Source organism: Bradyrhizobium huanghuaihaiense, assembly GCF_025200885.1.
Classification (GTDB): Bacteria; Pseudomonadota; Alphaproteobacteria; order Rhizobiales; family Xanthobacteraceae; genus Bradyrhizobium; species Bradyrhizobium huanghuaihaiense.
The window spans coordinates 1257510-1276838 of record NZ_CP104172.1; the positions used below are offsets into that span (position 1 = coordinate 1257510).

18 protein-coding genes are annotated in these 19329 nt (G+C 64.6%); 11 read left to right on the top strand and 7 right to left on the bottom strand.

The genetic code is table 11. The features are described 5' to 3' along the window. Nucleotides 1-122: 122 nt before the first annotated feature. Nucleotides 123-1007 (bottom strand): 4-hydroxyphenyl-beta-ketoacyl-CoA hydrolase, encoded by an 885-nt coding sequence (locus tag N2603_RS05890; protein ID WP_018648443.1) that lies wholly within the window; start codon nucleotides 1005-1007, stop codon nucleotides 123-125. A gap of 341 nt (nucleotides 1008-1348) precedes the next feature. Here N2603_RS05890 and ykgO point away from each other — a divergent pair, with 341 nt between their 5' ends. The 3 genes from ykgO (at nucleotide 1349) to N2603_RS05905 (ending at nucleotide 2625) form a co-directional block, all read left to right on the top strand. Beyond that, on the top strand, nucleotides 1349-1474 hold the full coding sequence (gene ykgO, locus N2603_RS05895) for a type B 50S ribosomal protein L36 (RefSeq protein WP_006611362.1): 126 nt from the start codon (nucleotides 1349-1351) through the stop codon (nucleotides 1472-1474). A 118-nt stretch (nucleotides 1475-1592) separates the two neighbouring features. Beyond that, complete coding sequence (locus N2603_RS05900) at nucleotides 1593-2234, top strand: tetratricopeptide repeat protein (RefSeq protein WP_260388032.1); 642 nt, start codon at nucleotides 1593-1595, stop codon at nucleotides 2232-2234. 124 nt (nucleotides 2235-2358) lie between these two features. After that, the gene (locus N2603_RS05905) at nucleotides 2359-2625 is read left to right on the top strand and encodes a hypothetical protein (RefSeq protein WP_260388033.1); all 267 of its coding nucleotides are present in this window, start codon (nucleotides 2359-2361) and stop codon (nucleotides 2623-2625) included. On the opposite strand, the gene N2603_RS05910 is transcribed toward N2603_RS05905, so the two are convergent. Next, the gene (locus N2603_RS05910; protein WP_018648440.1) at nucleotides 2622-2804 is read right to left on the bottom strand and encodes a hypothetical protein; all 183 of its coding nucleotides are present in this window, start codon (nucleotides 2802-2804) and stop codon (nucleotides 2622-2624) included. The genes N2603_RS05905 and N2603_RS05910 overlap by 4 nt on opposite strands. Nucleotides 2805-3134: 330 nt before the next feature. Between N2603_RS05910 and N2603_RS05915 the strand changes: the two genes are divergently transcribed. Further along, nucleotides 3135-4091: an alpha/beta fold hydrolase gene (locus tag N2603_RS05915; protein WP_260388034.1), complete on the top strand. Its 957-nt coding sequence runs from the start codon at nucleotides 3135-3137 to the stop codon at nucleotides 4089-4091. A 33-nt stretch (nucleotides 4092-4124) separates the two neighbouring features. On the opposite strand, the gene cycA is transcribed toward N2603_RS05915, so the two are convergent. Beyond that, on the bottom strand, nucleotides 4125-4535 hold the full coding sequence (gene cycA, locus N2603_RS05920; protein ID WP_018648438.1) for a cytochrome c-550 CycA: 411 nt from the start codon (nucleotides 4533-4535) through the stop codon (nucleotides 4125-4127). Nucleotides 4536-4765: 230 nt separating this feature from the next. On the opposite strand from cycA, the gene N2603_RS05925 reads away from it, so the two are divergent. Continuing rightward, the gene (locus tag N2603_RS05925; RefSeq protein ID WP_260388035.1) at nucleotides 4766-6259 is read left to right on the top strand and encodes an FAD-linked oxidase C-terminal domain-containing protein; all 1494 of its coding nucleotides are present in this window, start codon (nucleotides 4766-4768) and stop codon (nucleotides 6257-6259) included. Nucleotides 6260-6499: 240 nt separating this feature from the next. On the opposite strand, the gene N2603_RS05930 is transcribed toward N2603_RS05925, so the two are convergent. Continuing rightward, nucleotides 6500-6835 (bottom strand): putative quinol monooxygenase, encoded by a 336-nt coding sequence (locus N2603_RS05930; RefSeq protein WP_026312900.1) that lies wholly within the window; start codon nucleotides 6833-6835, stop codon nucleotides 6500-6502. 222 nt (nucleotides 6836-7057) lie between these two features. On the opposite strand from N2603_RS05930, the gene N2603_RS05935 reads away from it, so the two are divergent. The 4 genes from N2603_RS05935 to N2603_RS05950 all read left to right on the top strand — a co-directional run bounded on the left by N2603_RS05935 (nucleotide 7058) and on the right by N2603_RS05950 (nucleotide 11489). Beyond that, nucleotides 7058-8296, top strand: coding sequence for an FAD-binding protein (locus N2603_RS05935; RefSeq protein ID WP_260388036.1), 1239 nt, complete (start codon nucleotides 7058-7060; stop codon nucleotides 8294-8296). Then, complete coding sequence (gene glcF / locus N2603_RS05940; protein WP_260388037.1) at nucleotides 8293-9615, top strand: glycolate oxidase subunit GlcF; 1323 nt, start codon at nucleotides 8293-8295, stop codon at nucleotides 9613-9615. The genes N2603_RS05935 and glcF overlap by 4 nt, the downstream gene beginning before the upstream one ends. Nucleotides 9616-9699: 84 nt before the next feature. Further along, the gene (locus N2603_RS05945; protein WP_260388038.1) at nucleotides 9700-10068 is read left to right on the top strand and encodes a histone; all 369 of its coding nucleotides are present in this window, start codon (nucleotides 9700-9702) and stop codon (nucleotides 10066-10068) included. A gap of 407 nt (nucleotides 10069-10475) precedes the next feature. Continuing rightward, nucleotides 10476-11489: a TorF family putative porin gene (locus N2603_RS05950; RefSeq protein WP_260388039.1), complete on the top strand. Its 1014-nt coding sequence runs from the start codon at nucleotides 10476-10478 to the stop codon at nucleotides 11487-11489. A gap of 262 nt (nucleotides 11490-11751) precedes the next feature. Here the strand turns inward: N2603_RS05950 and N2603_RS05955 are convergent, their stop codons facing one another. Then, complete coding sequence (locus N2603_RS05955) at nucleotides 11752-13515, bottom strand: ABC transporter ATP-binding protein/permease (protein WP_260388040.1); 1764 nt, start codon at nucleotides 13513-13515, stop codon at nucleotides 11752-11754. Between the two features lie 314 nt (nucleotides 13516-13829). Between N2603_RS05955 and N2603_RS05960 the strand changes: the two genes are divergently transcribed. Then, on the top strand, nucleotides 13830-15494 hold the full coding sequence (locus N2603_RS05960; protein WP_260388041.1) for an L-lactate permease: 1665 nt from the start codon (nucleotides 13830-13832) through the stop codon (nucleotides 15492-15494). 138 nt (nucleotides 15495-15632) lie between these two features. Then, nucleotides 15633-16031 (top strand): META domain-containing protein, encoded by a 399-nt coding sequence (locus N2603_RS05965; RefSeq protein WP_260388042.1) that lies wholly within the window; start codon nucleotides 15633-15635, stop codon nucleotides 16029-16031. A 148-nt stretch (nucleotides 16032-16179) separates the two neighbouring features. On the opposite strand, the gene N2603_RS05970 is transcribed toward N2603_RS05965, so the two are convergent. Then, on the bottom strand, nucleotides 16180-17391 hold the full coding sequence (locus N2603_RS05970; protein WP_260388043.1) for a hypothetical protein: 1212 nt from the start codon (nucleotides 17389-17391) through the stop codon (nucleotides 16180-16182). A gap of 200 nt (nucleotides 17392-17591) precedes the next feature. After that, entirely contained in the window at nucleotides 17592-19223 is a 1632-nt protein-coding gene (gene groL, locus N2603_RS05975) for a chaperonin GroEL (protein WP_018648426.1), read from the bottom strand. Nucleotides 19224-19329 lie beyond the last annotated feature (106 nt).

Consider the following 19329-nt stretch of genomic DNA (forward strand, 5'->3'; position numbering starts at 1 on the left):
GCCACATCAAGCAAGGTCGTCGGATTGCAACGCGCTGCGATGGGCTTGCTGCGAACGACCTTGCCTTTGTCCAGCTTACATTCACCCGGCTATGGCCGGGAGCTCGCTAATGAGCCCACGCGCTAGATCCCAAGCAGCTTGCGCGCGTTGGCCTTCAGCACTTTCGGCCGGATCTCGTCGCGGATGTCGATCTTGGCGAAGTCCGACAGCCAGCGGTCCGGCGTGATCACCGGCCAGTCCGAGCCGAACAGCATCTTGTCCTGCAGGATCGAGTTGATGTAGCGCACCAGGATCGGCGGGAAGTACTTTGGCGACCAGCCCGAGAGGTCGATGTAGACGTTCGGCTTGTGGGTCGCGACCGACAGCGCCTCTTCCTGCCAAGGGAAGGAGGGATGGGCGAGGATGATCTTGAGGTCGGGAAAATCGGCCGCGACGTCGTCCATGTACATCGGGTTGGAATATTTCAGCCGCATGCCCATGCCGCCCGGCATGCCCGAGCCGACGCCGGTCTGGCCGGTGTGGAACAGCGCGATCGCGCCGCCGTTGTTGATCTCTTCGTAGAGCGGATAGGCCATGCGGTCGTTGGCGTAGAAGCCCTGCATGGTCGGATGGAATTTGAAGCCGCGCACGCCGTATTCCTCGATCAGCTTGCGCGCCTCGCGCGCGCCAAGCTTGCCCTTGTGCGGATCGATCGAGACGAACGGGATGAGGACGTCGAGATGATCGGAGGCGGCCTCGATCATCTCGTAATTGTTGTAGCGGCGGAAGCCGGTCTCGCGCTCGGCATCAACAGGGAAGATCACCGCGGCGATGTTCTTGGAGCGATAATAGGCCGCGGTCTCCGGCACCGTCGGCGGATGCTTGTTCGGCGACTTGAAGTACTCCGCCATCTGCGCCTGGAAGTCGTCGTAGCCGTCATCGGGATGGCAGCCGCAGGGCTCCTCGGCATGGGTGTGGATATCGATGGCGACGACATCGTCGATATTGGGCAGCTTCAGCTTCGGCATTGGTTTCCTCCCGACGGGTTGCCAAATTGATTATATGATATAACGAATTTGGCAAGGCGTTGCTGGAAGCAAAACCGCAGCCCGCAAAAGTCGTTGCTGTGCTTGGCCTCTGACGAGGAAATCGGGCCGATCCGGCCGCTTCTACTGTGCATGGGGTTGTTTTCGCGAAATTGCCGGTTCGGAACCGGGCAGTTAACATTGACATGACCTCCCGCCATGCCTTAAGAACCGCCCCGTCCCGGGCGGTCGGTCCGCCAGCGGGAAAGATCTCATTTTGCCACATTCGCGCGTGCCGAAACGGTAGTGCCGAACACGGCCTTTCGAACGTTCAGGATTCTGCCATGAAGGTCCGTAACTCGCTGAAATCGCTGCGCGGTCGCCATCGCGCCAACCGCCTGGTCCGCCGCAAGGGCCGGGTCTATGTGATCAACAAGGTGCAGCGCCGCTTCAAGGCTCGCCAGGGCTGAGCTGAGCGGCTGATTGCCCTCGCGGTCGCCTTCGCGCGCCCCGCAAGACCACGGTCTCACACGAGTTTGACGCCGCCTTTGCTTTGCAAGGGCGGCTTTGCGCGTTTAGACTTTCACCATGGCAGTGAGATTCCCTTTCGTGCGCACGCTGTGCCTGGCTCTCGTTCTGGGCGCCACTGGCCTTGCTCCGGCGCTGGCGCAGCAGATTGAGCCGCCGAGCCCGCCCGGCAAGCAGAAGAAGCTGCCGGAGGCGCCGCCCAAGCTGCCCAAGGTCGATCGCAGCAAGAACCTCGATTTCCTGTTCGGCGCGCTGAAGGCGGCGCCCGATGAGGCCAGCGCCAAGCATGTCGAGGCGCGGATCTGGGCGATCTGGCTCCAGACCCCGAGCGACACCGCGGCGCTTCTGATGTCCCGGGCCAAGACCGCGGTCGACGCGCAGAAGATTGAAATCGCGATCAAGCTGCTGGATTCGGTGATCAAGCTCAGGCCCGATTACATCGAGGCCTGGAACCGCCGCGCCACGCTCTATTACATGCAGAACGATTACGGCCGCTCGCTCGCCGACATCCGCGAGGTGCTGATCCGCGAGCCCCGCCATTTCGGCGCGCTCGCAGGCCTCGGGATGATCATGCAGGAGGTCGGCGACGAGAAGCGTGCGCTCGAGGCCTATCGCAAGGCGCTCGCCGTCAATCCGCACCTCGAGAAGATCCCCGACCAGGTCAAGGCGCTGACCGAGAAGGTCGAAGGCCGCGACATCTAGCCTCGAACTCGATCAGTTCTTGAGGGAATGCAGCGCCTGCCGATTAACCACGATCGCAAGCGCGGCGTTTTGAGGGCTATTGCCGCCGCCGCCGCAGGCTTACCTGCAGCGCAGGAGCACAGCCATGAAGCGTTTGATCTTTGCGGGTAGCTTGCTGCTCGCGTCGGGAACGATGAGTTTTGCCGACGGACTGTTCTGGGTGGTCGGCAACCGCGCCACCGGCAGATGCGACATCGTGACCAGCAATCCGGTCATCATCGGCGATATCTGGTTCGGCGACGGTCCCTACAAGTCCAGGGCCGATGCCAAGCTTGCCCGCTCTACGATTCGCGCCTGTCCCGCACCCGCCGCCGACGACGAAAAGGCCGAGGACAGTACCAACCAGGACTAATGCAGGACGCTGCCGCCGCGCTCGGCGAGGCCGCGATCGGCGGCCGCGGCGTAGGCCTTGGCAAGCTCCGCCTCGAGATGCTCGTTGATCAGCAGCAGCGCCCGCACGGCCCCGCGCAGGTCGCCATTGCAGCTCGCGACGATTTCGTCGATCGCAGTGTCATTCGATCTGAAGCTCATCGAAAATCCTCCGGTTCAAACCAGGACAAATCCTGCCGGCCTTTCCCGCATCCCTGAAGGCTGCAAGGAGGATCGGCGCCCACCCGCGCCTAAATGGCGGAACCGACCGTGGCGATTATATGGAAGCCGCGATGACGGTCGCATGAAGCTGGTCCGAAGCTTGCGTGTCGCAGGGCAACATCATTGATTCCACTTGCTTTTTCTGTTTGGCAATTGTGGACATATCCACAGCCCCCTTAATTTCTGTGGAAGTGCCGAAGGGCCCGGGGCGAAACTGCCACGTGCCACGCTCGTAATTGTGAAGTGCCCTGGATCGCCCGGATTCTCTCCATGATCGTGATGTCAGTCGTGACGGCGCTGGTTCTGCTGGTGCTGGTTACGCAGGCGGGTGTCCTCGCCGTGCAGCGCGCCTTTCCGCCGCAGGGCCGCATGATCGAGGTCGATGGCGCCGTGCTTCACGTCGTCGACATCGGCCCGCGCGAGGCTGCCTTGCCGATCGTGATGCTGCACGGCGCGAGCTCCAACCTCGAAGCGATGCGGCGTCCGCTCGGTGACCGCCTCGCCCAGAACCATCGCGTGATCCTGATCGACCGTCCCGGCCACGGCTGGAGCACGCGCGCGCGGCGGCAGGATTCGACGCCGGAGGTCCAGGCGCGGATGATCGACGAGGCGCTTCAAAAGCTCGGGATCGAGCGCGCGATCTTCGTCGTGCATTCCTGGAGCGGCGCGCTCGGCGCGCGGATCGCGCTCGATCATCCGGCCCGCGTCGCCGGCCTCGTGATGCTGGCCCCCGTCACCCATCCCTGGCGCGGCGGCGTCGGCCGCTACAACGAGCTCATCGCAACGCCCGTCGTCGGCCCGCTGCTCGCCTACACCATCACGCTGCCGCTCGGCTATTTCGTCGCCGAGTCCGGCGCTCGCAACGTGTTCTTGCCGCAAGTTATGCCGGATGGATTCGTGCAGGACTCCGCGACGCCGCTGTTGCTGCGCCCGCGCGAGTTCATCGCCAATGCCTATGATCTGGTGACGCTGAAGGAGGCGGTGACCGCGCAGGTCGCGCGCTACGGCGAGATCAAGGCGCCGGTCACGATCATCGCGGGCGAGCCCGACAAGACGGTGAAAACCAGCATCCACGCGCGGCCGTTTGCAGCATTGGTGCCGAATGCGAAGCTGATCGTGCTGCCCGATCTCGGCCACATGGTGCAGAACGCCGTGCCGGATCTGGTGAAGACGGAGATCGAGACGATGATCGGAAGCATCGTCCCGGCGCAGGCGGCCGCCGACTAAAGCGTTTTCGAGCGGCGGCCGCCGTTCGCGCGCTTACTGCTTGATCTTCCCGTCCTTGTCGTACTGCGAGATGAAGGTCCAGAGATTGTTGATCTCGGTCTCGTTCTTGATGCCGGCGAACGCCATCTTGGTGCCGGGGATCTTGGCCTTGGGGTCCTTGATGTATTCCTTGAAGGTCGCCTCGTCCCAGGTGATGCCGGAATTCTTGTTCGCATCCGAATAGCTGTAGTCCGGCGCAGTTCCCGACTTGCGGCCGTTGAGGCCGTTCAGCTCGGGGCCGACCTTGTTCTTGGCGCCTTCGCCGATCGCGTGGCACGCCAGGCACTTGTTGAACGACGTCTTGCCTGCGGCTGCGTCCTGCGCCATCGCGTTGGACGATATGGCGGTGGACGCTGCGGCGGTCATGGCGAGGGCAACCAGCGCGCCGAAAGTCAGTTTTGTCATAAGGGTGCTCTTCGTCTCTTCCCGGGTCAGATGGAGGGTCGTGGTTTTGGCAGGTCCGATGCAGGTGGACAAGCCGCGAAACTTTGACAGGTTTCCTGATAGCCGACTTGCCCCAGAGAGAACTTGCGCTGCAACAAAGCAATGCGACCTTCGGAGGACCCTACCCAAAGACGGCAAGACATGATTGATTTGCCGGGACAATTTCCTCCGTCGGACGAAGGCTTCGTAATATGGCCATCATGATGCCCGCGAGCGACCAGAAAGTGCTGGCGCGTCGCAGCGAGATCGTCGCCGCCTTGCGCGCGATCGTGCCTGGCGAAGGCGTGATCGACAGCGCCGCCGAGATGCGGGCCTATGAATCCGACGGGCTGACTGCCTATCGGCAGCCGCCGATGGTCGTGGTGCTGCCCGACACGACCGAGCAGGTCTCGCTCGTCCTGAAATATTGTGCCGCGCAGGGTATCAAGGTGGTGCCGCGCGGCTCCGGCACATCGCTGTCGGGCGGCGCGCTGCCGCTGGAAGACGGCGTGCTGCTCGGGCTCGGCAAGTTCAAGCGCATCCGCGAGATCGATTTCGACAATCGCGTCGTCGTCACCGAGCCCGGCGTCACCAACCTCGCGATCAGCCAGGCGGTCGCGCATGCCGGCTTCTATTACGCGCCCGATCCGTCCTCGCAGATCGCCTGCTCGATCGGCGGCAATGTCGCGGAGAATTCCGGCGGCGTGCATTGCCTGAAATACGGCATGACCACCAACAACGTGCTCGGTTGCGAGATTGTCCTGATGAGCGGCGAGATCCTGCGCATCGGCGGCAAGGGGTGCGAGAACGCCGGCTACGATCTGATGGGCGTCATCACCGGCTCGGAGGGACTGCTCGGCGTCATCACCGAGATCACGGTGCGCATCCTGCAAAAGCCGGAGACGGCGCGCGCGCTGATGGTTGGATTCGCGCAGGTCGAGGCGGCCGGCGAATGCGTGGCGCGCATCATCGGCGCCGGCATCATTCCCGGCGGGATGGAGATGATGGACAAGCCCGCAATCCACGCCGCGGAAGCCTTCGTTCATGCCGGCTATCCGCTCGATGTCGAGGCGCTGCTGATCATCGAGCTCGACGGGCCCAAGATCGAGGTCGACGAGCTGATCACGCGGGTCGAGAGCATCGCAAGAGGCTGCGGCTCGGTGACGTTGCAGATCTCCAATTCGGAAGCCGAGCGCAACCTGTTCTGGGCCGGCCGGAAGGCAGCGTTCCCGGCCGTCGGCCGCATCTCGCCCGACTATCTCTGCATGGACGGCACGATCCCGCGCGGCGCGCTGCCGAAGGCGCTGGCGCGCATCCGCGAGCTCGGTGAAAAATACCAGCTCGGCTGCGCCAACGTGTTCCACGCCGGCGACGGCAATCTGCATCCGCTGATCCTGTACGATGCCAACAAGCCCGGCGAGATCGAGCGCGCCGAAGCCTTCGGCGCCGACATCCTGCGCGCCTGCGTCGAGTTCGGCGGCGTGCTGACCGGCGAGCACGGCGTCGGCATCGAGAAGCGCGATCTCATGGGCGACATGTTCACCGAGATCGATCTCAACCAGCAGCAGCGCCTGAAATGCGCCTTCGATGCGCAGGGCCTGCTCAATCCCGGTAAAGTGTTTCCCACCCTGCACCGCTGCGCCGAGCTCGGCCGCATGCATGTCCATGCGGGGAAGTTGGCGTTTCCGGACATCCCGCGGTTCTGACGGCCACGGTGCCGGTGCACCCTCTCCCCTTGCTTGCGGGAGAGGGTGGCTCGCCGCGAAGCGGCGAGACGGGTGAGGGGTATCTCTCCGCACATGAAACTCGCAGAATTTATTCGCTGAGAGAGACCCCTCATCCGGCGCCAGAGCCGAAGCTGCGCTTCGGCGTTCTTAAGAACGGCGGCCGAAGGCCGCCTATGCCACCTTCTCCCGCAAGGGGTGAAGGAAGAAAGACGCGAGCCCTCACAGCAGCCCGTATTGCGCCCGCTCGCGCTTTGCCAGCAATGGCAGTGCTTGGCCGGCGATCCAGGTCTTGAAATGCGCGCTCTCCTGGTGCGCCTTGAAAGCGGCTTCGTCGCGGAACAGCTCGTAGAACAGGAACTGGGCCGGATTGTCCTTAGCCCGCGAGATCAGGAACAGCTTGACGCCGTCCTCGCGTTGCGCCTCCGGCAGGAAGCGGTCGAGGATCCCTGCGACCTTGTCGGCCTCGCCCGGCTTGGCCTCCCATTGCGCGACGACGAGCAGGCCGCCGCCGTCGACGGCGTCGCTGAGAGATTTCTGCGTGGCATAGTGGTTCATGACGAGTGCCTCCATCGGTTGGGCGCGACTGCGATCGGCGCAGACTTGTAGCGATGGTCCGCCGGCTTTGGTTCGCCGATGATCGAAGTGTCGATGTCGTGAACGTATCGATGATGATCGAAGCGTCGTTGGCATTGCGCAGGATCCCGATCGCGCCGGCGAGGGCCGCTGACGTCACGCCGCATTTGATTTTGGCGGCGAATTTCGCTACCGCCTTTTCCCGTGGATACGCTCAGGGTCAGAGACGCCAAAGACGTCGAAGAGGTGGTGCGCGCGGCGATTGCCAATCAGCAGCCGCTCGAGATCATCGGCCATGGCTCCAAGCGCAGCATCGGCCATGCCATGGCGACCAACGCCGTGCTCGACATCTCAGCACTCAATGCCGTCACCTCCTACGAGCCCAACGAGCTGATCGTGACGCTCCAGGCCGGCGCGCCGCTTGCCGACGTGCTGTCGCTGATCGATGCCAAGAACCAGCAATTCGCCTTCGAGCCGATGAACACCGCACCGCTGCTCGGCACGCCGGCGCTGGGCACCATCGGCGGCATGATCGCGGCCGGGCTCGCCGGGCCGCGGCGGATCCGGGCGGGCGGGGCGCGCGATCACCTGCTCGGCGCCCATGCCGTCTCCGGTTTCGGCGACAGCTTCAAGACCGGCGGCAAGGTGGTGAAGAACGTCACCGGCTACGACCTCTGCAAGCTGCTCGCGGGGTCCTGGGGCACGCTGTCGGTGATGACCGAGGTCACGCTGAAGGTGATGCCGAAGCCGGAGGCCGAGCGGACGCTGCTGCTGCGCGGGCTCGATGATGCCGTCGCCAACAAGGCGATGACCGCGGCGCTGGGCTCACCCTTTGACGTCTCCGGTGCCGCGCACCTGCCGAAATCGGCGCTCCGGGCTAAGACCGACGGGCTTGGCGACATTGCAGGCCAGGGCGAGGCGCTGACCGTACTGCGGCTCGAGGGCATCACCGCCTCCGCCGCCCACCGCGCCGGCTCGCTGCGTGAACTGCTGGCGCCCTTCGGAACCGCAACCCTGATCGAGGACGCGGCGTCGTCCGCGCTATGGGCCACGCTGCGCGACGTACTGCCGTTTGCGGCCGGCGGCGCGCTGGGAGCCTGGCCGGTCTGGCGCATCGTCTGCCCGCCGGCATCGGGTGCGGCGCTCGGGACGCAAGTGGCGCGCGAGACCGGCGGCGACGTGATCTATGATTGGGGCGGCGGCTTGATCTGGGCCGCATTGCCGCCGAAGGGCGACGCGCATGCTCCGGTCGTGCGTGCGTGCGCGAATGCGGCTGGTGGTCACGCCACGCTGATCCGGGCGGCCGAGGCTGTCAGGCGCGAGGTCGACGTGTTCCATCCGCAGGCGCCCGGCATCGCCGCCCTGAGCGAGCGGGTGCGCGCCAGTTTCGATCCGAAGACCATCCTCAACCGGGGACGCCTGAGCCGGGGCGCTGCGGCATGAAGACCGAATTCTCACTCGCTCAGCTTGCCGACCCCGATATCGCGGAAGCCGACAAGATCCTGCGCGCCTGCGTCCATTGCGGCTTCTGCACTGCAACCTGTCCGACCTATGTGCTGCTCGGCGACGAGCTCGATAGCCCCCGTGGCCGCATCTATCTGATCAAGGAGATGCTGGAGAAGGACCAGACCCCGACGGCCGAGGTGGTCAAGCATGTCGACCGCTGCCTGTCGTGCCTGGCCTGCATGACGACCTGCCCCTCCGGTGTGAACTACATGCACCTCGTCGACCAGGCCCGGGTCAGGATCGAGCAGCGCTATCAGCGGCCGCTGGCCGAGCGGCTGCTGCGCCAAATGCTGGCCTTCGTCCTGCCGGACCCGCAGCGTTTTCGCTTCAGCATGGTGCTGGCGCGGCTGGCCCGTCCGCTCGCCGTGTTCCTGCCGACGCCGCGGCCGTCGGCCACGCCCGGCCTGATCCAGCGCATCAAGGCGATGCTGGCGCTGGCCCCACACCGGCTGCCGTCACCGGGGCCGCTCCCTGGCAGCGTGTTCGCAGCCCTCGGCAAGAAGCGCGGCCGGGTCGCGCTGCTCCAGGGCTGCGCCCAGCAGGTGCTGGCGCCGCGCATCAACCAGGCCGCCATCAGCCTGCTCACCCGCCACGGCATCGAGGTCGTCCTGGTCGGGGACGAGCAGTGCTGCGGCGCGCTGACCCATCACCTCGGCAACGACCACGATGCATTGGCGCGGGCGCGTGCCAACGTCGCGGCATGGACCGCGGAGGCGGCCCGCGAGGGGCTCGATGCCATCCTGGTGACGACCTCCGGCTGCGGCACGGTGATCAAGGACTATGGCTATCTGCTGCGCGAGGACGCTGCGCTTGCCGCCGATGCGGCGAAGGTGTCCGCTCTCGCCAAGGACATCACAGAATACGTCGCCGGCCTCGGATTGGAATCGACTGCACGGCAAGACAACATCGTCGTCGCCTATCACTCCGCATGTTCGTTGCAGCACGGACAGAAAATCACGGGGCTTCCGAAAGAATTGCTTTCCAAGAATGGATTCGTGGTGAAAGATGTACCCGAGAGCCATTTGTGTTGCGGCTCGGCGGGGACCTACAACATTCTCCAGCCCGAGCTTGCGGGTCGGTTGCGCGATCGCAAGGTCGCCAACATCGCAAGCGTCAAGCCGGACATGATTGCCGCGGGCAATATCGGCTGCATGGTGCAGATTGCCAGTGGCACGTCAGTTCCGGTCGTACACACGATTGAGCTTCTCGATTGGGCTACGGGCGGGTCGCGGCCGGCACTGAACGCGCAAGTTTGAGCTTTCAGAGCCTGAACTTTCCTCCCGAGGTGACGACTGAAGGCGCCCGATCGACCATTGTTCGGCGGCAACAGGAGGACCACGATGGCGAAAGCGAAGAAGAAGAAAAGCAAGAAGGCCAAAAAGGCCAAGAAGGCTGTAGCGGCGAAGAAGTCCGCGAAGAAGGCGACGAAGAAGAAGGCAGCCAAGAAGTCCGCGAAGAAGTCTGCCAAGAAGGCCGCCCCGAAGAAGGCTGCCAAGAAGACAGCAAAGAAGGCGGCGGCCAAGACGGCTGCACCGAAGAAGGCCGCCAAGAAGACTGCAAAGAAAGCGGCACCGAAGAAGGCGAAGGCAGCTCCCGCGCCGAAGCCGTCAGCGCCGGCGGCAGCTCCGGCGCCCGAGCCCGTCGCCGAGACGAGCTGGGCGATGCCTTCGTCTTCTGCGGAACCGACGCCGGCCGAGGGACAGGGCTAGGCCGAAAGCCGGGTTCAATCCCCCGGCCCTGATCGACACCGGAAAGGCCGCAGCGGCGACGCTGCGGCCTTTTTGCATCGCCGGATGAGAGGCGGATGCTGTCGATTCTTTCGGAAGAGTTGATTCGTTGCGTCGGCACCACGGAGCCGAAGGCATCCGTACTTGCACGCACCCCTTATGCACTCTGGAGTGCAAATGATGTGGTCGAGAAGCCACACAGGCCGACAACCTTTCGCGGAAACGTTAAAACGCCTAAAAAGTCGGCAGATGCCCGCGCTTTTTGCTTCACCGTTCGCATCCCTCGCTCCAGATTGTCGCAGTAACGCAATTTTGCAGACAGGTCGCACGACCCCGGGGGGCTTCCGGGATCCGACTGGGAAGTTAAGAACGGGTAGATGGGGATCGAAATGAAAAAAGTGGCTTTGTTGGCAACGGCGCTGGCAATGGTGACGACGGGTTCGGCTTTCGCGGCAGACATGGCGGTGAAGGCCAAGAAGGCCCCGCCGGTGGTGGCTTTCGATCCGTGGGATATCGCCTTCGGCGGCGCGATCATGAGCGACTACATCTTCCGCGGCATCACCCAATCGAACCACAAGCCGTCGGTCGCGGCCTATTTCGAGCCTCGCTACAACGTCACCAAGGACCTCCAGCTCTATGTCGGCGTCGCCGGTGAGAGCATTTCCTTCCCGAACCGCGCTGCAGCCGAGATCGACGTCTACGGCGGTATCCGCCCGACCTTCGGTGCGTTCGCCTTCGACATCGGCGTGTGGGGCTATTTGTATCCGGGCGGCACCTGCTACTTCGGCGGCACCGGCATCGACAACGCCGGCGTCTTCCAGGGCGCCGACTGCGCCGAGAAGGCCTTGCTCAACACCAACGTGATCAAGAAGGACCTGAGCTTCTTCGAAGTCTACGGCAAGTTCACCTACACCGTGAACGACAACTGGTCGTTCGGCGTGAACGAATACTACACCCCGAGCTATCTGAACTCGGGCGCCTGGGGCAACTACACCTCGATCGTCGGCAAGTATATCGCGCCCAGCACGGTGTTCGGCTCGAGCGGCGTCGGCATGTATGTGTCGGGTGAGTTCGGCCGTCAGTGGCTCGGCACCTCCGACAGCTTCTACGGCGTGCCGGCCTTCCCGAACGGCATCAAATATGCCGACTACAACACCTGGAACATCGGCATCGGCTTCACCTACAAGGTCATGACGCTGGATCTGCGCTACTCCGACACCGACCTGTCGAAGGGCGATTGTAACGCCTTCACCAGCGATTTCTCGGCACGCGGCAACATCACGGCGTCGACCGGTACCTTCGTGACCCCGATCAATCCGTCGGGCGTCGGCTCCAACTGGTGCGGCGCGGCCGGCATCGCCAAGCTGTCGTTCGACCTGACGGCGATGACCAACCTGAAGTAAGTTTCTTCCCGGGACTACTCACGAGGGCGGCAGGGCAACCTGCCGCCCTTTTGCTTTTGGGGGGAGAGGCGGGTCGGCCTCAAGGCCGAGACGCAGAGCCAGACTACAAAGGCGTTTCTGCGGTCTGAACTGCGAGCGGCTGGAGCAGCGCCGACGCCTCACATCCCGTCATTGCGAGCGCAGCGAAGCAATCCAGGCTGTCTCCGCGGAGGGATTCTGGATTGCTTCGCTGCGCTCGCAATGACGAACGGCCGCTGTCGCCTCAGCGCGCCGCCGTCGGCTCCTTCTCGGCCGGCGCGCCGGCGCTGCCGAGGACGTGGATCTCGCCGTCCTGCACCATCGCCACCTTGCGGGTGTGGAAGACATCGAGCGTCGAACGGTGGCCGATCGAGACGATGGTGGCCTGCGGCAGCTTCTCCGCCAGCAACCGGTACAGCCGCGCCTCGGACGGCTCGTCCAGCGACGCCGTGGCCTCGTCCAGGAAGAGATAATCGGGTGCATGCAGCAGCGCGCGGGCGAGCCCGAGGCGCTGCTGCTCGCCGAGCGACAGCATCCGGTTCCAGTGGCCGTCCTCGTCGAGGCGTCCGGCGAGGTTGGGCAGCCCGACCGCAATCAGCGTGTCCTTCACACGAGCGGGCTCGATCGTGTCAGGCTTTGCCGGATAGACCACGGCGTCGCGCAGCTTGCCGACGGGGAAATAGGGACGCTGCGGCAGCATCATCAGCCTGGCCTTTTCGGGCACGAGGATGGCACCGGTGCCGAACGGCCAGATGCCCGCGATGGCTCGGAACAGCGTCGACTTGCCGGAGCCGGACGGTCCGGTCACCAGCACGCGTTCCGAAGGCTGGATGGCAAAGGCATCGGCGGCAACCAGCGGCGTACCGTTGGGCAGGTTCACGCACAGCTGCTCGAGGGCGATGATGCGGCGGCCGCCCGCGGCCTTGAGGGCGATCGCAGGCTCATGCGCCGGCAGGTTTGTGGAGGAGGCGACCGACATCTCGAAGCCGTCGAGGCGTGCGACGATCGCGCGCCATTCCGCCAGCGACCGGTAAGCCGTGACGAAGAACGACAACGCGCCTTGTACGCTGGAGAAGGCGGATGCGGTCTGCATCATGTCGCCGAGCTGGATCTTCTTGGCGAAGAAGGCGGGTGCCACCAGCACATAGGGAAAGAGCACGGCGGCCTGCTGATAGCTCGCCGTGAATGCGGTGAGCCGCTTGGTCCGGCTCATGATGGCGTACCAGTTGCCGATCACGAAGCCGAAGCGATCCAGCAGCCGGCCGCGTTCGGCGCCTTCGCCCCTCAGCAGCGCGATCTGCTCGGAGTTCTCGCGGACACGGACGAGGTTGAAGCGGAAGTCGGCCTCATAGCGCTGCTGCTCGAAATTGAGGTTGACCAGCGGGCTGCCGATCCAGTGCGTCAGCGCGGTGCCGAAGATCGCGTAGATCAGCGCGCCCCAGCACAGATAGCCCGGGATCATGAGATCGGTGCCGAACAGGTGCAGCGGTGCGGCGTTGGAGAGGCCCCAGAGGATGATCACGAAGGAGAACAGCGTCACGATCGAGGAGAGCAGGCCGAGCCCAATCGTCAAGGTCTGCTCGACGAAGTTCTTGACGTCCTCGGTGATGCGCTGGTCCGGGTTATCGGCCGCATCGCCCTTGAGCTGCATACGGTAATGCGTGGCGTTCTCGAGCCATTCGCCGAGATAGTGCCGGGTCAGCCATTGCCGCCAGCGGATCTGCAGCCACTGGTTCAGGTACAGCTTGTAGACCGCAAGCGCGATATAGGTGGAGGCGAGGGCGACGAAGATCCAGATCTGCGTGACGAAGGCGTCCCAGTCGCTCGCCTGCAGAGCGCTGTAGAACCTGTTCTGCCATTGGTTCACCAGCACGTCGATCGCCACCAGCGCCAGCTCCATGGCAATGACGGCGCCGAGCAGGCCGCGGCCGGCCCATTTGTCCTCGGATCGGAAATAGGGCATGGCGATTCGCCAGACGATCGCGAGCGTGGCGCGGATGTTGTTCACAGAGCTCTGTCTCCTCGAGGGGATGTGCACAAATGCCCTGAGCCAAAGACTTGAGGCAATGGCGAAAACGGGCGCGCTTAGACTAAAGTCGCAAGATCTGCAATTTGCGTTGGATTGTCGCAGCCTGCAACCCTAGCATGGGCCCGACGGCGCGGGGCGGGGCGCTCTGGGATTTCGCGAGCTTGTGAGCGGAGGGGAACCGCCGCATCCGCGAGGAATTCGCGTCCGGCTCGGGGGTTATCGCTTCCAGCGAAAAGGCAGGCTCGGCTCTCCACGCGGGCCGTCTGCCGCAAACATGCGTGGGGAGGAAGACCATGTGGAATCAAATCTATGATCCGCTGAACAGCCCGGTGCTGTCGACGATTGCGGCGGCGGTGCCCGTCGTCACGCTGCTGGTCCTGATCGCGAGCGGCCGCGTCCAGGCGCATATCGCGGCCGTCATCGCCGTGATCGTGACCAACCTGATCACGATCTTCGTCTTCACCATGCCGGCGAACATGTCGATCCGCGCTTCGGTGCTGGGCATCGTGACCGGCTTCTTCCCGATCGGCTGGATCGTCCTCAACGTCATCTTCCTCTATCAGGTGACGGTCTCGACCGGGCGCTTCGAATTGCTCAAGCGTGCGGTCGGCGGCGTCACCGAGGACCGGCGGCTGCAACTGCTGCTGATCGCGTTCTCGTTCGGCGCGTTCTTCGAGGGCGCCTCGGGCTTCGGCACGCCGGTCGCGATCACCGGCGCCGTGCTGATCGGCCTCGGCTTCTCGCCGCTCGCCGCGTCCGGCCTGTCCCTGATCGCCAACACCGCGCCGGTCGCCTATGGCGCGCTGGGCACGCCGATCCAGGGCCTCGCCTCGGTCACCGGGCTCGATCCCTACATTCTCGGCGCGATGGTCGGCCGGCAATTGCCGTTCTTCTCTCTGATCGTGCCGTTCTGGGTGGTGTGGGCGTTCGCGGGCTGGAAGGGCATGAAGGACGTCTGGCCGGCGATCCTCGTCACCGGCGTGTCGTTCGCGATCCCGCAATTCGTGATCTCGAACTTCATCAATCCGTGGATCGTCGACATCGGTGCGTCGCTGATCTCGATGGGCGCGCTGATCCTGTTCCTGAAGGTCTGGCAGCCGAGGCAGCTCTGGCTGTCGCCGGCGCTGCGCGGCAATGATGAATCGGCCGCGACTATGGCGGCGGCAAAACCGCTGGACAAGACGCCGCTGACGCAGAGCGAGATGTGGAGCGCGCTGCTGCCATGGATCATCGTCTGCATCGTGATGCTGATCTGGGGCAACGGTGCCTTCAAGGCCTGGGCGAACTCGATCTTCGTCTGGAACTATCCGGTGCCCGAGCTGCACCAGATGATCAACAAGATGCCGCCGGTGGCGCCGGCGCCGACCAAGGAAGCCGCGGTGTTCGGCTTCACCTATCTGTCGTTCACCGGCACCGGCATGCTGATCGCGGCGATCATCTCGGGCTTCCTGATGGGCGTCGGTCCCGGACGGCTGCTGACCGAGTACGGCCGCACCATCCGCCTGTGCGCGATCTCGCTGATCACGATCTCGGCGATGCTCGCGATCGGCACGCTGACGCGGCTGTCCGGCGTCGACGCCACGCTCGGTCTCGCCTTCGCCGCAACCGGCGTGCTCTATCCCTTCTTCGGCACGCTGCTCGGCTGGCTGGGTGTGGCGCTGACCGGATCGGATACGTCGTCGAACATTCTGTTCGGCAACCTCCAGAAGATCACGTCCCAGCAGCTAGGTCTGTCGCCGGTGCTGATGGCGGCGGCGAACTCCTCCGGCGGCGTGATGGGCAAGATGATCGATGCGCAGTCGATCGTGGTCGCCTCGACCGCCACCAACTGGTACGGCCACGAGGGCACCATCCTGCGCTTCGTGTTCTGGCACTCGATCGTGCTGGCCTGTCTCGTCGGTGTGCTCGTGACGTTGCAGGCCTATGTCTGGCCGTTCACGGCAATGGTCCTTAAGTAGCCGTCGGCGTCTCGCCTCGACGCAAATCCCCGCGAGGTTCGCTCTCGCGGGGATTTTTGCATCGTGCGCGGGCGAACCTTCTCAATGGCGCTGCCGTCTTATAGAAGGTGCCGCAAATCAGGTCAGTCGAGAGGTTTCATGGTTTCGCTGAAGCAGATGGTGTGTGCTGTGGTTGCAATGCTGGCGATGTCCACGCTCGCGCGTGCCGAGGACGGTTTTCCGTTCGGCACCGAGATGACGCTGGAGGCGCTGCCGCAGGCCGGCTCGAAGCGGATTCCGAACATCGAGATCGGCGACAATGGCGAGGTCGTGCTCGAGCTCTGGTGCAAGGGCGGCAAGGGCCAGTTCTCGGTCGCCGGCAACACCGTGATCTTCGTCCCCGGCCAGATCCAGGACCGGTCCTGCCCGCAGGCCAAGGCCCAGGCCGACGATGAGCTGGTCGCAGCGCTCGGCAGCGTCGAGACCTGGAAGCGCCAGGGCGACGTGCTGACCCTGATCGGCCCCAGGCCGCTGCGCTTTCGCGTGAACGGGAATTAGGTCTCTCGTGTCCCGGACGCGCTGCAGCGTGCAACGCTGCTGCGCAGAGCCGGGACCCAGACTCTATCCGTGACTTCGCTTGCCGCCTCTGGGCCCCGGCTCAGCAGCGCATCACTGACGTGCTGCGCTGCGTCCGGGGCACGAGAGCCTACTTCCACACCGACTTGTCGGCGTCCCAGCGCTGGCCCTTCAGCTCCTTGACGAGCGCCTCGACCGAGCCGTTGTCGTCGGGCAGATCGCCTTCCTCGTCGGCAGAGGCGTCGTCCGAGAGGTTGAGCTTGGCGCCGCTGCTCTCGTCGCTGGTCGTGGTCGCGGGGCTGCCGATCCAGAGCATCAGCTTGTCGGTGGCGCCGGGCTTGTCGGGCGAGACGAGCCCTGCGACTTCGATCGTGTCGGTGAGCTCGAGCGCCGGGTGATCCTGGTTCGGCCGCTTGAACACCAGCTTGAGCTTGCCGGTCGCCGGGTTGAAGCTTTGCGACACCGGCTTTGCCGCAAGCGTCCTGCCCAGCACGCCTGCAACTGTGGTTGCGAGCTTGTCGCGGTTGATCTTGTCGCCGTCGCGCCAGTCGGCGGCGGGGAAACGGATGGTGCGGTCCATCTCGGTCATGCCCGCGGTCCAGCCTGCCGCGGTGACGCCCGGCATCGCCTTGAATTTTGCCAGCAGCGCGGCTGCGCGCTCCGGGTCGACCGACATGTTGATGGTCTGCTCGCCGGCGCGCAGCGCGTCGCAGCCGACATTGAGGCTCGCCAGCGTCACCTCGACCGCCTGGCCCTTCAGGCTCTTCAGGAACTCGGTCGCCGCATCCAGCTTGACCTTCACCGCGATCGCCTCCGGCGAGACGTCGGTGAAATCCTTCGGCTGCGACGTGATGCCGTCATCGGAGGTCTGGTTGTCCTGAAATTCCTTCTCGCTGAGATCGGAATTGTCGGGCGAGGTGACCTCGGTGACGGCCTGGCCAATGCTGATCTGGCCGCGGAATTCGAAGGTGTCGCCGCTCTGCTTGCGCAGCAGCTTGACGCTGACGGGCGACTTCTCACTGATGCTCTGCGTCGTGCCGGTCAGGTTCTGGCCGGCGACCTGGAGATTGACGACGAAGCGGTCCTTGCGCTCGGAATTCTTCGCGACCGGGTAACAGACGTCGAGCACCGCTGCGGTGACCGTCTTGCCCTGGCGCGTCTCCTTCAGGATCACGTCGGCATTGCCGTCCATCAGCCCGTCGATCGAGGTGAAATAGCGCGTCTCGGTTCCGCCCGGCGCGGTGGCCTTGGGCGACAATTTCATCTGGGCGGAGGCGACTTCGGGCGAGACGGCGAGCAGAGCCGCCAATAGGGCAGTCGAACAGACCAAGAGCGCGCGCATCGACGAAATCCTCGGGCAACGGGCATGATCCGGAAAAGTGTGACGCGGTTTTCCGAGCGGATCATGCCCAAACAATCAGAATCGGCGCCACCGTAGTGGGTTTTGGCCGCCGGTTGAATCGGAAAGCGGCGGGGCAGGGTCGGCAAAAAAGAAGGCCGCCCGGAGGCGGCCTTCGTTGGTGCTGTAAGATGAGGACGGGCTCAGAAGCCGCCCATGCCGCCGCCGGCGGGCATGGCGGGCGGAGCTTCCTTCTTCGGCAGCTCGGCGACCATGGCTTCGGTGGTCACCAGCAGGCCGGCCACGGAGGAGGCGTCCTGCAGCGCGGTGCGCACCACCTTGGCGGGGTCGATGATGCCCTTCTCGACCATGTCGACATAGTCCTCGTTCTGGGCGTCGAAGCCGAAGGTCTCGGACTTGTTCTCCAGGATCTTGCCGACCACGATCGAGCCTTCCACGCCGGCGTTCTCGGAGATCTGGCGGATCGGAGCTTCCAGCGCCTTCAGCACGATGTTGATGCCGGCCTGGACGTCGTCATTGGCGTTGGACAGACGGCCCACCGCCTTCTTGGCGCGCAGCAGCGCGACGCCGCCGCCTGGGACGATGCCTTCCTGCACCGCGGCGCGGGTGGCGTTGAGCGCGTCCTCGACGCGGTCCTTCTTCTCCTTGACCTCGATCTCGGTGGCGCCGCCGACGCGGATCACCGCGACGCCGCCGGCGAGCTTGGCAAGGCGCTCCTGCAGCTTCTCGCGGTCGTAGTCCGAGGTGGTCTCCTCGATCTGCGCCTTGATCTGGCCGACGCGGGCCTCGATGTCGGGCTTCTTGCCGGCGCCGTTCACGATCGTGGTGTTCTCCTTGTCGATCACCACCTTCTTGGCGCGGCCGAGCATCTTCACCGTGACGTTCTCGAGCTTGATGCCGAGCTCCTCGGAGATCAGCTGACCGCCGGTGAGGATCGCGATGTCCTCGAGCATGGCCTTGCGGCGGTCACCGAAGCCCGGCGCCTTCACGGCGGCAACCTTGAGGCCGCCGCGCAGGCGGTTGACGACCAGGGTGGCCAGCGCCTCGCCCTCGACGTCCTCGGCGATGATGACGAGCGGCTTGCCCGACTGCACCACGGCTTCGAGCACCGGCAGCATGGCCTGCAGGCCCGACAGCTTCTTCTCGTGCAGGAGGATGTAGGCGTCCTCGAGCTCGGCGGTCATCTTCTCGGCGTTGGTGACGAAGTAGGGGCTGAGATAGCCGCGATCGAACTTCATGCCCTCGACGATGTCGACCTCGGTGTCGAGCGACTTGTTCTCCTCGACGGTGATGACGCCCTCGTTGCCGACCTTCTGCATCGCCTGGGCGATCATCTTGCCGATGGCGGCATCGCCGTTGGCCGAGATGGTGCCGACCTGGGCGACCTCGGAGGAGGCGGCGACGGGCTTGGCGCGCTTCTCGATGTCCTTGATGACCGCGGCCACCGCGGTGTCGATGCCGCGCTTGAGGTCCATCGGGTTCATGCCGGCGGCAACCGCCTTGGCGCCTTCGCGCACGATGGCCTGGGCCAGCACGGTCGCGGTGGTGGTGCCGTCGCCGGCAAGGTCGTTGGTCTTGGAGGCGACCTCACGCACCATCTGGGCGCCCATGTTCTCGAACTTGTCCTCGAGCTCGATCTCCTTGGCGACGGTGACGCCGTCCTTGGTGATGCGGGGCGCGCCGAAGCTCTTCTCGATGACGACGTTGCGGCCCTTCGGGCCGAGCGTCACCTTGACGGCGTTGGCGAGAATGTCGACGCCGCGCAGCATGCGGTCGCGCGCCTCTCCGGAAAACTTGACGTCTTTGGCAGCCATGGTCTGCAATCCCTTGTGTTTCGTGATGGGTCTTGTTTGGTGCTGTGCGGCGGAATGATGGATGCCCGGGTCATCTAGCGCGAAGACGCGCTTCGCGCTTTTGCCC